The sequence below is a fragment of the Labrenzia sp. OB1 genome, assembly GCF_001624695.1.
GTDB lineage: Bacteria > Pseudomonadota > Alphaproteobacteria > Rhizobiales > Stappiaceae > Roseibium.
In genome coordinates this window covers 375344-388561 of record NZ_JSEP01000001.1, presented here as the reverse complement: position 1 = coordinate 388561, position 13218 = coordinate 375344, and the positions used below count along the sequence as shown (strand labels likewise).

The following is a 13218-nucleotide window of genomic DNA, read 5'->3' as shown; positions in this document are numbered from 1 at the left end:
AGAACAGAGTGAGACCGACCCGAAGAACGGCGAACAGCCACCCGGCGCCGGCAGGACTTGCGGAAGGAACACGACATGACAACAGACGTGGACAACCTTGAGAATCTTCTCCAGATCGACATCGTTTCGGACGTTGTCTGTCCCTGGTGCATTGTCGGCTTCAAGCAGCTGGAACAGGCCATCGAAGTGACCGGCGTGTCTGCGGCGATCAAGTGGCATCCCTTCGAGCTCAATCCCGATATGCCGCAAGAGGGAGAGAACCTGCGCGCGCATATCATGCGCAAATACGGCGTGAGCGCGGAGCAATCCCAGGACACGCGCGAGCGGCTGACGCAGCTTGGCGCCGGCCTTGGATTCGATTTCCGCTTCACCGACGGCATGCAGATGGTGAACACCTTCAAGGCCCACCAGTTGCTTCACTGGGCCGGACCGGAAGGCAAGGAACACCCGTTGAAGATGGCGCTGTTCGAAGCCTATTTCAAAGACGGCAAGGATGTCAGCGACACGGACACCCTGGCGGACATCGCGGCGTCTGTCGGCCTTGACCGGCAGGAGGCCGTCCGGGTTCTTCAGGACGGCCGATTTGCCGACGTGGTGCGCGAGGAGGAGAGTTTCTGGAGACAGAACGGCATAGAGGGCGTGCCCGCCGTCATCTTCGAACGCCGCCACATGATCTCGGGGGCGCAAGGGGCTGAAAACTACGCCGCGATCATCAAGCAACTCGTGGACAACGAGGCAGCCTGAGGCAAGGGGTAATGAGCCGGTCTTGTCCTCAGCATGAGGCCGTTTCCGCGCTCAGATCTTCTCCAGCAACACTCCGGCCGCCTCTATGCGGCCAGCAGGCGTGTCCGCGGGTTCAGCACAGTAGTTGGTCCAGACGCGTATGCCGTCCGTGTCCCGGCAGCGCACGCCGCCTTCAAGGTTCAGCGTCTCGATGCCGACCTCCCGGCAGAGTTCCGTATAGAGGCGCTTCAGGGCAACTTCATCGGGCCACCCGCCGACATAGGTCAGGCGTCCGGTGCGCATGACGGCGGGTTGACCGTCTTCCTGTTCGAAAACGGTCTCCGCGGCACCTTCAAGCTCTTCCCGGTAGCCGGAAAAACAGCCGCCGCCCTTCAGCGGTATCGGCATGTCGGGCCGCATGGTTTCGACGCGGGAGACAGTGACGTCCAGTCCCGGCATGTCCGGGGGAAGGGGCACCGGGATCACCATGTCCGCATTGCGGGCCGCCGTGCGCGGCCCCAGAACAACTTCCGCATCCGCTTCCGCCAGAACCTTCTTCAGATCCTGGGGCATGTAGATCAGACCGGGTGCCGCGATGATCTTGTAACCGGGAAAGTCGCGTGTCTCGCCGCGCAGGATGTCGACGGACAGTCCGAGCTTGCGCAGGGCCTTGTAGGTGTCGAAAATCAGCTGGAAATAGCTGAGGCCGGCGCCGTGGGGCTGGGTGGTCCAGGCGAAATCCGCGTCGTAATCGAAAACAAGCGCTACCCGGGCGCGGGGCGCGGAGACATCCGGGGCTTGCCGCAATTCGTCGGCGACCTGACGGGCCTCCAGCAAGGCCGGGGCATCGGCGTTGTCCGGGCGCAGCATGCCCGCGTGCATCTGTTCCTGCGCGAAGGGGGCCTGCCGCCAGCGGAAATAACAGACCGCCTCGGCGCCATGTGCATAAGCTTCCCAGGCCCATAGCCGCATCATGCCCGGCAGTGGTGCGGGATTGTGTGGAGCCCAGTTCACCGGGCCGGGCTGTTGTTCCATCACCCACCAGCGTCCCTTGCCGACCGCCCGGTAAAGATCATGGTGAAACGCCTGGAAGTCCGGATCGCCTTGCCGGGCGAAAGCCCGCTGATGGGCGTCGCCGGCACCGACGCGATCTTCCAGGAAGCCGAGCGGATAGCTGTCCCAGGTCGCGATCTCCAGGTCGTCGCCAACCTTGAAGTGGTCGAAATCGGTGATCCGGCCCATGTAGTTGTGGCTGATTGGTGCGTCGGAGAACTTGCGAATGATCTCGACCTGCCGCCTGTTGAAGCTGACGACCTGGTCGGATGAAAACCGCCGGAAAGCCAGCGTGTGCGACGGGTTGGGTTCCGTAACGGTCAGGTTCGGCAATCCGATCTCGTTGAAAGAGGTATATTCCATGGACCAGAAGATGTTGCCCCACGCCCGGTTCAAGGCCTCGATGCTGCCGTAACGGGCCAGGAGCCAGAGGCGGAAGGCTTTCAGCGCGGCATCCGAATAGGAATGCACTGTGTCGTGGCAGCCATATTCATTGTCGGTCTGCCAGGCGGCGACATAAGGGTTTCTGCCGTAGCGCCCGGCGATCTGCCCGACGATGCGGTCGCTTTCACGCCCGAAGCCCTCATGGGAAAAGCAGTAGTGGCGGCGCGAACCGAAGCCGCGCGGCTTGCCCTCGGCGTCTATGGCGATCATGTCCGGATGCTTTTCAACCACCCAGCGGGGCGGTGTGGCCGTTGGCGTGCCGAGCACGACCTTCAGTCCCGCCTGGCCAAGCGTTTCAATGGCCCGGTCGAGCCAGTCGAACTCCAGTTTGCCTTCGGAGGGTTCAATGCGCGACCAGGCGAACTCGCCGATGCGGACCCAGGTCAAGCCGGTTTCCGCCATGCGGCGCGCATCGGCCTCCCAGATTTCTTCCGGCCAATGTTCGGGATAATAACAGGTGCCCAGAGTACGTTTCATTTGATCACCTTGATCGATCCGCGGAAATTTCAACGCGGGAAGCTCTAGAGAATTACGCGGTATTCGGCCTGGCCGCGAACGCCAGTCGAGCTGGACCAGGTCTTGCCGTCAGCTTCGCCTGACAGGCCAATCGCTGCCGAGGTCACGAACAGCGTCTGCAGGTCCGGCCCGCCGAAGGCCGGGCAGGTGGTCTGGCCTGCAGGAAGGGAGACTTCCCCGGCAAAACGGCCATCCGGCGCGTAGCGGGCAACGCGGCCCGCGCCCCATTGGGCATTCCACAAAAAGCCTTCGCTGTCGACAACAGCGCCATCGGGAAAAAAGCCTTCTTCGGAAAAATCCCTGAACAGCATCGGTTCACCAGTTGGCCAGCCCTCCTCGTCCAGGGCCGTCCGCTGAAGCAACTGGCTCTCCGTATCGGCAAAATAGGCGGTCGTGCCATCGGGGGAGAAGCTGATGGCGTTGGTGATGGTTATGCCGCCGAACAGCTTGCGCAGTTCGCCCTTGTAGTAGCGGTAGATCGACCCGGCGCCCGGTTCCGCGTCCAAGCCCATAGTGCCGATCCAGAATCCGCCCTTCGGGTCGGCGCGGCCGTCATTGGACCGGGTCACCGGATTGTCGGCCTCCAGGTCTGTGAGCTTGCGCGAAGCGGCGGTGTCCAGATCGAACAGGAACAGCATGCTGGCGCTGGCGACAAGCAATTCCGTATCGCTGACCCAGCCGGCGGCGGAGACATATTCGTCGAACTGCCAGGATTTCGCAGCGCCGTTCTCATTGCTCATCAGACGTTTGTTGAGAATATCGAACCAGAACAGTTGCCGGCGCCCCGGATGCCAGAGCGGGCCTTCGCCCAGTTCGCACCGGCGTTCATCGAAAATCTCGCTCACCGGCTCATTCACAGGCCGATACCGCCGTGTCATAGGCGGCAACGATCTTCTTTGCGCGCTCGCCTATCTCGGCAACCGTGAAGCCGGGCTTGAAAAGCGCGGTGCCGATACCGAAACCGGTGGCTCCCACCTTGAACCAGTCGCCGAAATTATCGGGACCCGCACCACCGACCGCATAGGTCGCGGTTCCTTTCGGCAGGATCGCGAGCATGGCTTTCAGGCCGTCCGGACCGATGAGCGATGCGGGGAAGAATTTCAGGCCGTCCGCTCCACTGCGCAGGGCGGAGAAACACTCGCTCGGGGTCATGACGCCGGGAAAGGAAGACATGCCTTCCGATTTGGTCGCCATGATCACCTGCGGATTGCAATCCGGCGACACGATCAATGTTCCCCCGGCGGACCTGACGTCCCGGACCTGGGCGGGCTCAAGCACGGTTCCCGCACCGATTTCCGCCGCGCCGGAAAACGCTGCGGCCATGGCGGCGATGCTTTTAAACGGGTCCGGGGAGTTGAGCGGGATTTCTATCCGGGTGATGCCGGCTTCGATCAGGCATTCGGTAACGGGCAGAGCTTCGTCCGGGGTCAGCCCGCGCAAGATCGCAATAAGGTTGCGGCTCATGAGGATACCTTTGAACAGGAAGAATGGGCGAGGGTGAGGCCTTGCAGCGTAGTGGTGTCCGCATCCAGCAGTTCGGCATTGTGGCCGAGGCTCTCCAGAGCGGTCCGGTAGGTTCTTGCCAGGGTGTCGCTGCCGAGGATCTTGATCGGCAGGTCTGCGATGTCATCGTGCGCCGCCGCCAGTTCCGCACCGATGAGCAGCCCGGACAGACGGCCGAGGGCCTGCTCGGGACCGAAGCCGGCGATCAGGCCCGCAGCCCGGATTCCGAAGAGCTCCGCAGAGAACTTTGCCGGTTCATTCACGATGTCGCCGGCGGCCTTGGTGAAGGCATCAAGGTCCATCTCTTTCTGCGAGAGACCGTGGCGCAGGACTGACTGGCCGGACAGCAGCGCGAACAGTTCGCCCGTCATGAAGGTTCTGAACGACGTTATCTGCCCGTTGTCCAGAAACACCCACTTCGTATGCGTTCCCGGCAGGCACAGCAGCCCCTTGAAATCGTGGTCTCCGGCAAGAAATCCGGCGATCTGTGTTTCTTCGCCGCGCATCACATCGGCGGGCTCGAGTTGCTTGACACCCGGCAGGATGCGCACCTCGAGCCGGGTGTCCTGGGTGGCGACGATCGTTGCGTCCTCGATGGAGGGCGGCGGGCACGGTGTCGTCTTGTACGGCGCCTCGGCCCAGCCCTGACGAGAGCCCGCCATGCCGCAGACAATGACCGGTGTCCTGTGGCCTTTGCCCAGAAGGTCTTCTGTCAGATCCAGAAGCGCGGGTTCGAATTCATGCGGGGCGAGTGTGCCCATGCCCTTTGCCGAGCTGCGGTGAGCGATTGTCTTTCCGGAACTGTCGATGGCCCAGATACGCAGATTGGTTGTTCCCCAATCCACTGCGATCCAGTCCGCCGTAACCGGTCCGGGGTTTTCCTGGGGTGTCATCCGGTCACCACAACTCCGCCATCGACCACCAGGGCCTGGCCTGTCATCGCCTTGCTGGCGCAGGAGGCCAGGAAAAGCACCGGGTCGACCATGTCTTCTGGCACAAGCTCCACCTTGAGGCACTGACGGTCGATATGGGCCGCCAGGCCTTCGGGTGTCACCCAGAGGTCCTTCTGCTTTTGCGTCAGCACCCAGCCCGGCGCCATGGCGTTGACGCGGATGTTGTCCGGCCCGAATTCCCGCGCCAGGCTGCGGGTCATGCCGTTGATACCGGAATTGGCCGTCGTGTAGGATGGGAATCCGTCCCCTCCCATCATGTAGGAGATCGAGGAGAAGTTGACGATCGAGCCGCCTCCGGCTGCGCGCATACCGGCGATTACCTGCTGGCAGGCGAAGAAATAGGATTTCAGGTTGATGGCCTGGGACCAGTCCCAGAAAGCCTCGTCGACCTCTTCAGTCTTGTGGCGTTTGTCGTTGGCGGCGTTGTTGACCAGCACTGTGATGGCGCCCTGGGCTTCCGCCGCTTCTGTCATGGCGCGTTTCAGCGCGGCAATATCGGTGATGTCGCAAGGCAGAAAGAGGGGTCGCTGACCGTGTTTTTCCTGCATCTCGTCGCAGAAGGCGGACGCATCCGACCGCTGGACAAAAGCGACCTTAGCGCCCTGGGCGAGGAAACCGTCGGTGAGCGATGCGCCGATGCCGGACCCGCCGCCGGTAATGAAGACCGATGCGTCCTTGAGATCCGGAAATTTGGCGTACATTTGCGTTTCCTTCGTTCATGCTTGCGGTTCGAACGGATGCCTGGAGACAGCTCAGAGCCGCCTTCCTTCCAGCACCCAGATCGTTTGCGGGAACCGCCAGGGGAGTGTCAGGCCGTGGGACATGAGATATTGTCCGCTGGCTTCAAGATCTGTTTGCTTAAGCAGTGGCGCGCCGCGTGACAAGCGTGACGCATCGTCCCGATTGGTCAAGGTTATGCTGTATGTCGCCTCCGGGTTCAAACCGGTGAGGCGAAGCGGATGCGGCAGGATCTGGTCCGAGGTCCGGATCTGCGCCGCGAAGACCGCGAAGCGCGCGCCGTCTTCCGAAAGTTGCTGTTCCGCGATCACGGCGGGATCGGAGCTGTCCAGACGCAGAATATCGGCCTGCATCATCCAGTCGCGATTGGCCTTCCACCAGCCCGTCACCTGACGCAATGTGGCCGCTTCATCCTCCGTCAGCTCGCGCGGATCCATCTCGAAACCCATATGCCGCTGGGCGGCCGTCCAGGCACGGATGCCGATATCGAGCACCCGTCCGGAGGTGTGGCAGTGGCGCGGTCCGACATGGGAGCCGGTGACGGAGGCCGGCAGGAACAGAGCCGCGTCATGCTGGATGCGCTGGCGCTCCAGCGCGTCGTTGCTGTCGGAAAGCCAGACCCGCTGTGTGCGCTCCAGAATGCCGAAATCGATCCGCCCGCCCCCCGACGCGCAGCTCTCGATCTCGACATGGGGAAAACCTGTACGCAATCGGTCCAGCAGCGCGTAAACACCTTCGCTCTGGGTGCTGTCGATAACGGGAAGGACCCGGTTGTGGTCCCACTTGATGTAGCCGATATTGTTGTTCGCGAGGATGTCGGCAATCCGGTCATGGAGATAAGCACGGACATCTTCGCGCGCCATGTCGAGCACAAGCTGCTGACGGCCGCGGATCTGCTCGGCAGGTCCGAGCACCCAGTCGGGGTGGGTGCGGTAGAGATCGCTGTTCTCGTTGATCATTTCCGGCTCGAACCAGATGCCGAACTCCAGGCCGAGCGCCTTGACATGGTCGATAAGCGGGGTCAGGCCATCGGGGTATTTGCGGTGGTCGATGACCCAGTCGCCCAGAGACGAGGTGTCGTCGTCGCGCTTGCCGAACCAGCCGTCGTCCAGAACGAAGCGCTCGGCCCCCAGATCGGCCGCCCGGGAGGCGATGGATTTGAGCTCATCGAGCTTGTGATCGAAATAGATCGCTTCCCAACAATTATAGTGCACCGGGCGCGGGGTGCGGGCGCCCGTGACGATGTGATCGCGGGCGTGCCGCTGGAAGAGAACCGCCGCGCCGTTGAGGCCTTCGGGGGAATAGGCGGCATAGAGTGGAGCGGTCTGAAATCTCTGCCCCCTGGCCATGCTGGCGGAGGCGTGGCCGAACTGGACCTGCCGCCGCCCGTCGGCGAGTTCCTCGGCCACCATCCTGTGCCCGCCAGACCAGCCGTAGTGGAAGGCATAGGCCTCGCCCCGGGTGTTGCGGGTCTCGGCGCCGCAGACGATCAATCCGGGAAAATGCGCGTGGTCCGTCCGGCCGGTGCGATTGTCGCGCAGGCGCGCGCCCGGCGCGAAGGGCAGGCGGCGGGTCAGGAATTCGGAGCACCAGCGGCCGGAAAACTCGATCATTTCATCCAGATGCGCGGGTGCGGGCAGAACCGGCGCCGCCAGCCACTCCACCTGGATCGCGGTGGTGCTGTCGAGCCGGGTCTGCAGTTTCAGGAGTGAGGTGTCCGGTGTCAGCGTCAGATCGAAACTCAGGCTGAGTCCGAGGTTGCTGTCGGTGAAGACAAGCGTGTGTCCGTGCTCCGACGCCGTCTCGCTCTTGAAGCTGAAGGACGGCGCGAGCGGCTGCCCGGCGGCGTTGCGGGCGATCAGGCCCGTCTGGCCGGGGAAGGTGCGGGAGGCTTCCGGGTTCAGGCTGACCGGTGCGTTCGCGTCGATCATGCCGCCTGTGACGTCCATGGCCGCGGCTTCGGCCAGGGTCTCGATGTGCTCGCTTTCCGGCAGAGGCGGACCCCAGTAGACGACCTCCGGCAGGCGGTCAGCGAAGCTTGCGAGAACCAGGCTCTGGCGGGCGTCGCTCAGATGCCAGGTCCTAGTCAACCGCATTTCTTTCGCTCCCCGCACCCTGCGTCCCAATTAGGCGAAATGGGCAGGTCATTTCACGGCTCCGAGCGTCAGGCCTGCGATGAAGTGGCGCTGCATCAGGAAGAACATGGCCACCGGCGGCAGGGCGGCGACGATGGAGCCCGCGCTCATCAGGTGATAGGCGGCGCGATACTGGGCGTTGAAGGAGGTGATCCCCGCCGTGACCGGCTGGCTCTCGACGCCCTGGGTCAGCACCACGGCCCAGAAATAGTCGTTCCAGATGAAGGTGAAGATCAGCACGGAAAGCGCGGCGATGGCCGGTTTCATCAGGGGCAGGACCACGTACCAGAAGATCCGCCATTCGGCGACACCTTCCACCCGGGCAGCCTCGATCAGTTCGAAAGGCAGGGCGCGAATGAAGTTGCGCATGAACAGCGTGCAGAAGCCCGTCTGGAAGGCGATGTGGAACAGCACCAGGCCGGTGATGGTGTTGTAGAGACCCATCTGCAGGGTGAGGTCGCGGACTGGCACCATCAGGATCTGGAACGGCACGAAGTTGCCGGCCACGAACATGAAGAAGATCCAGATATTGGCCTTGAACTTGTAAACGCCGAGGGCGAAGCCGGTCATGCACGACAGGGCCACCGCGCCGATTACCGTCGGAATGGTGATCCTGAACGAGTTCATGAGATATTGCGGCATGTCCGAGCCGGTGAACACCAGCGCGTAATTGGTGAAGCCCTCGAAGGAGGTCGGCCAGCCCCAGTAGTTGGCGTTGGCAAAGTCGATGTCCGGCTTGACGGAGAAGATCGCAACGGCAATCAGCGGAAGCAGCCAGAGGATCAGCGCCAGCGGCAGCAGGGTCTGATAGCTGATTTGCCAGGTGCGCGAGGTGCGTTCAATCGGAGTGGGAAACATCTCAGCGCGCCCTTTCTTCCTTGTACATCGTCCAGAGGAAATAGGCGATGAAGGCCAGCATGATCATGAACAGCACCACGGCGATGGCCGCGCCATAGCCCATGCGGAAGCCGTATTCGGAGAGCGCGACCTCGAACATGTAGAAGCTGAGAACCCGGCTGGAGCCAAAGGGGCCGCCGTTGGTCATCACGGAGATCAGGTCGAAGGAGCGCAGCGCGCCGATGATGGTGACCACGAAGGCGATGAAGGTCGCCGGGCGGAGCTGCGGCACGATGATGTACCAGAGCATGCGCCAGCCCTTTGCGCCGTCAAGCCGTCCGGCTTCTATCTGCTCGGGATCGACGGCATTGAGGCCTGTGAGATAGAGGATCATGCAATAGGCGGTCTGCGGCCACAGGCCGGCGACAATGATGCCGACGGTGACCCAGTTCTCGTCGCCAAGCACGTTCATCGGCGGCAGACCGACCGCGCCCAGCATCACGTTGAGAAGGCCGAAGGTCGGATCGTAGAACCAGGTGAATACCAGGCCGACGACGACCTGGGAAATCACGAAGGGGAAAAAGAAGAGAGACTTGTAGAGCCGGATGCCGGTCACGGTCTGGTTCAGGAACAGAGCGATGAAAAGGCCCGCCGGAATGGCGGCCAGATACAGAACCAGCCAGATGACGTTGTTCTTCAGCGAGGTGTAGAAGGCCTCGTCCCAGTAGAGTTCTTCATAGTTGTAGAGCCCGACATATTCCGCCTCGCCCAGTCCGTCCCATTCGAAAAGCGACAGGTTGAAGGACTGGAAGATCGGAAAGATGACGTAAAACAGGAAAAACAGGATTCCGGGGGCCAGAAACAGCCAGGGGGTGAGTTGCTGCTGGTTACGGTGCCACCAGGAATTCTGCCGCGATGCGGCGAGGGACGCTTGGGCCATGTTGGGGCTCTTCATGAGGAACGGGCAAAGGCTTCGAAAAGCGGGGCAGGGAGCCGTGGCACCCTGCCCTGTTCCGGGTCAGGCGGAGCCTATTTGTAGATACGCTCGCGGGCGCGATCCAGGCGGGCCAGGATCTTGTCCAGGTTGTCCGGCTTGACCATGAATTCCTGCAGGCCTTCCATGGCGACCTTGGCCATTTCAGCCGGTGCGTCGCGGTCGAAGAACTGGGCGACGCCGCCCGGGGAATTCGTGGACAGCATTTCGAAGCCCTCGACAAGGAACTTGTCGTTGTCCACCGAGGACTTGGCATTCACCGGCAACTGGCCGAGATGCTTGCCGTCGTTGATCTGGGTCTGGACGTCCGGCGACACCACGAACTTCAGGAATTCGCGGGCGTTTTCCTTGTTCTCGGCGTTCGCCGGAATGTGGAACGTGTCGGTCGGCGCGTCTTCCGCCTTTTCGACGCCCGGCGTGATTTCGACAAACTGGTAGAAATCGATCTGGTCATCGGTGAGGCCCGCGTCACGCAGCGGCGCGACAGCGAAGTTGCCCATCAGGTAGGCGGCGGCATCGCCCTTGACCATGAACGGCAGGGCTTCCTGCCAGCTGTAGGTCTGGTGGTTGTCGATGAAGGCGCCCATGTCGATAAGCTCACGCCAGTTGGCGAAGGTCTTGCGGACTTCGTCGGACTGCCAGGAGGCCTCGCCCGTGAGCAGGTCCATGTGGAAGTCGAAGCCGTTGGTGCGCATGTTCAGGTAGTCGAACCAGCCGCCGGCGGTCCAGAGGAACTTGGTGCCGATGGTGTAGCACTTCTTGCCGGCGTCGATGATCTTCTGGCAGTTGGCCTTTTCCTCTTCCCAGGTGGCCGGTTCGCTCAGGCCCAACTCGTCGAAGATGTCTTTCCGGTAGTAGACGCCCCACTGATAGTAGGTGTAGGGCACGCCCCACTGCTTGCCGTCGATGGTCAGCGCGCCCTTGGTCGAGGCCAGGTTGTCGCCGATTTCCGGTTCCGCCCACAGGTCGGAAACATCCTCGAAGAGGCCCGCTTCCACGTAGGGGCGCATGCGGTTGGCCGCGTACCAGGTGGCCACGTCCGGCGCATTGGCGGTCAGGAAGTTGCGGATCTGGGTCTTGTAGGCTTCCCGGTCGATCACCGTCGTTTCGATGGTCAGATCCGGGTTCTTTTCGCCGAACTGGGCAATCATTTCTTCCATCGTGGCGCGCGGCGCCGGGTTTGATGTGTCGAGGAAGATTTTCAGGTTGCCCGTCAGACCGTCGGCGGAGGCTCCGCCAAGTGTCGCTGCCAGAATGGCAATCGCAGCAGCAGACGTCTTCATTATGGAACGCATGGTGTCCTCCCTATAGGTTCCATTATTTGAAACTTGGTTTTGTATATTGATACTTTGCTTTGACCGGGTTAGGTTGTCAACCGGTCCGGCGCAAAGAAACGGACGGATGGAGGAATTCGTGAACAAGCAGGTAGTCCCGGGAAGCGGCGACGGAACGGTCGGAAAGGCGCTGGAAGTGCTCGACAGGGTCGCGGATGTCGGACGGCCTGTCCGGTTTTCCGAGCTTCTGTCAGGCAGCACCCATCCCAAGGCAACGCTTTATCGCCTGCTCCAGACCCTGGTGAGCCAGGGCATGCTGGCCTATGACGACCGGCACCAGACCTACACACTGGGCATCCGTCTCGTGCGGCTGGCGCATGCCGCCTGGCGGCAGAGCTCGATCGCGCCGATCGCGCGGCCGTTCGTCAACGCGCTTGCGGAACTGGCCGGTGAAACCGTTCACCTGGCGCAACTGGATAGCGGGCAGGTGCTCTATGTGGACAAGCGCAACGCCAGTAGTCCCATCGACATGTATTCGCAGGCCGGCAAGGTCGGGCCTGCCTATTGCACCGGTGTCGGCAAGGCCCTGATGGCCTTTCTCGATCCGGCAGCGCTGGAACAGGTCATCCAGAAGCAGTCTTTCTATCGCTATACGCCGGGGACGCTGACCACAGAGGCGGATCTGCAGGCGGAGCTGCGGGAAATCCGCCAGGCCGGGGTGGCCTTCGACCGAGAGGAGCACGAGCCCGGCATCATCTGCATCGCGGCGCCTATCCTGTCGGCCGGCGGCCGGCCGGTCGGTGCGCTGTCCGTTACAACGACTACACGGCGGAACAGCCTGGACGCGCTGATGGAGATGCGCCCGGCGCTTCTCGAAACCGCGTCCAGCATAGCGAAGGCTGTCGAAGACTGGCAGTTCCCCGCCTGAACAAATTCCCAGGGAGGTTGAAATTCATGTCCGGTGTCACACTGAACAATGCGGTCAAGAAATACGGCGACATGCAGGTCGTCCACGGTGTCGATCTTCAGATAGACGACGGCGAGTTCTGCGTCTTTGTGGGGCCGTCAGGCTGCGGAAAGTCGACGCTTCTGCGCATGATCGCCGGGCTTGAGGAAACCACCTCGGGAACCATCGACATCGGCGGCCGCGACGTGACGAGGATGGACCCGGCCGAGCGCGGCATCGCCATGGTGTTCCAGACCTACGCGCTCTACCCGCATATGAGCGTGGAAGAAAACATGGGCTTCGGCCTGAAGATGAATGGTCATCCGAAAGCGGAGATCGCCGCCAAGGTGGCCGAGGCCAGCCGTATCCTGAAGCTCGACCCTTATCTGAAGCGCAAGCCGAAGGCGCTCTCGGGCGGCCAGCGCCAGCGCGTCGCCATCGGCCGGGCCATCGTGCGCGGGCCGGACGTGTTCCTCTTCGACGAGCCGCTGTCGAACCTCGATGCGGAACTGCGCGTCGACATGCGCGTGGAGATCGCCCGCCTGCACAAGGAAATCGGCGCGACGATGATCTACGTCACCCACGACCAGGTCGAAGCGATGACGCTGGCAGACAAGATCGTCGTGCTGCGCAGCGGCCGTATCGAGCAGGTCGGCACGCCGATGCAGCTCTATTCCGATCCGGACAACCGCTTCGTCGCCGGATTTATCGGCTCGCCGAGCATGAATTTCGTCGAGGGCGTTGCGGGTGATGGCACGGTCACCGTCGCCGCCTTCGGTGGCGTCACCGTCCCGGTCTCCGTCGCCCTGCCTGCCGCTGGCAAGAAAGTCCTCGTCGGACTCCGCCCCCAGCACCTCCACATCACCCCGGCCGCAGACGGCGCCCGCGTGGACCTGTGCGAACAACTCGGCGGTGTCGCCTATTCCTATCTCGTCTGCCCGACAGGGGAGCGGGTGATCGTCGAGACGAAGGGCGAGGAGGCTCCTGTGTCCGAGGGCACGGTTGCCGTCAGCTTCGATCCGGCGGCGGCGTTGTATTTCGATGCGGAAACGGAGGGTCGGTTGAGGTAGTCTTGCATGGGCTTCCCTCGAGGTGCGGACTC

Annotated in this window: 12 protein-coding genes; 3 read left to right on the top strand and 9 right to left on the bottom strand. The window is 62.4% G+C overall.

Annotated elements, in window-relative coordinates:
* The first annotated feature begins 75 nt into the window (after positions 1 to 75).
* On the top strand, positions 76 to 744 hold the full coding sequence (locus tag OA90_RS01725) for a DsbA family oxidoreductase (protein ID WP_068406153.1): 669 nt from the start codon (positions 76 to 78) through the stop codon (positions 742 to 744).
* Positions 745 to 795: 51 nt separating this feature from the next.
* On the opposite strand, the gene OA90_RS01720 is transcribed toward OA90_RS01725, so the two are convergent.
* From OA90_RS01720 to OA90_RS01680, 9 genes are all read right to left on the bottom strand, one after another.
* Complete coding sequence (locus OA90_RS01720; RefSeq protein WP_068406150.1) at positions 796 to 2697, bottom strand: beta-galactosidase; 1902 nt, start codon at positions 2695 to 2697, stop codon at positions 796 to 798.
* Between the two features lie 44 nt (positions 2698 to 2741).
* Positions 2742 to 3581, bottom strand: a complete 840-nt coding sequence (locus OA90_RS01715; RefSeq protein WP_208985936.1) for an SMP-30/gluconolactonase/LRE family protein — start codon at positions 3579 to 3581, stop codon at positions 2742 to 2744.
* A gap of 4 nt (positions 3582 to 3585) precedes the next feature.
* Complete coding sequence (locus OA90_RS01710) at positions 3586 to 4200, bottom strand: 2-dehydro-3-deoxy-6-phosphogalactonate aldolase (protein ID WP_068406143.1); 615 nt, start codon at positions 4198 to 4200, stop codon at positions 3586 to 3588.
* Positions 4197 to 5132 carry a 2-dehydro-3-deoxygalactonokinase gene (locus tag OA90_RS01705; RefSeq protein WP_068406140.1) on the bottom strand — a complete coding sequence of 312 codons (936 nt, stop codon included), beginning with the start codon at positions 5130 to 5132 and terminating at the stop codon, positions 4197 to 4199. The genes OA90_RS01710 and OA90_RS01705 overlap by 4 nt, the downstream gene beginning before the upstream one ends.
* Positions 5129 to 5893: an SDR family oxidoreductase gene (locus OA90_RS01700; RefSeq protein WP_068406137.1), complete on the bottom strand. Its 765-nt coding sequence runs from the start codon at positions 5891 to 5893 to the stop codon at positions 5129 to 5131. Before OA90_RS01700 ends, OA90_RS01705 begins: the two co-directional genes overlap by 4 nt.
* 51 nt (positions 5894 to 5944) lie before the next feature.
* On the bottom strand, positions 5945 to 8026 hold the full coding sequence (locus OA90_RS01695; protein ID WP_208985935.1) for an alpha-galactosidase: 2082 nt from the start codon (positions 8024 to 8026) through the stop codon (positions 5945 to 5947).
* Between the two features lie 48 nt (positions 8027 to 8074).
* Entirely contained in the window at positions 8075 to 8923 is an 849-nt protein-coding gene (locus OA90_RS01690; RefSeq protein ID WP_068406134.1) for a carbohydrate ABC transporter permease, read from the bottom strand.
* Between the two features lies 1 nt (position 8924).
* On the bottom strand, positions 8925 to 9842 hold the full coding sequence (locus OA90_RS01685) for a sugar ABC transporter permease (protein WP_068406131.1): 918 nt from the start codon (positions 9840 to 9842) through the stop codon (positions 8925 to 8927).
* A gap of 89 nt (positions 9843 to 9931) precedes the next feature.
* Positions 9932 to 11191 (bottom strand): ABC transporter substrate-binding protein, encoded by a 1260-nt coding sequence (locus tag OA90_RS01680; RefSeq protein WP_068406128.1) that lies wholly within the window; start codon positions 11189 to 11191, stop codon positions 9932 to 9934.
* 118 nt (positions 11192 to 11309) lie between these two features.
* Between OA90_RS01680 and OA90_RS01675 the strand changes: the two genes are divergently transcribed.
* Together OA90_RS01675 and ugpC are read left to right on the top strand one after the other, a co-directional pair.
* Complete coding sequence (locus OA90_RS01675; protein ID WP_208985934.1) at positions 11310 to 12098, top strand: IclR family transcriptional regulator; 789 nt, start codon at positions 11310 to 11312, stop codon at positions 12096 to 12098.
* Between the two features lie 26 nt (positions 12099 to 12124).
* The gene (gene ugpC / locus OA90_RS01670) at positions 12125 to 13186 is read left to right on the top strand and encodes a sn-glycerol-3-phosphate ABC transporter ATP-binding protein UgpC (RefSeq protein ID WP_068406122.1); all 1062 of its coding nucleotides are present in this window, start codon (positions 12125 to 12127) and stop codon (positions 13184 to 13186) included.
* The last annotated feature ends 32 nt before the right edge of the window (positions 13187 to 13218 follow it).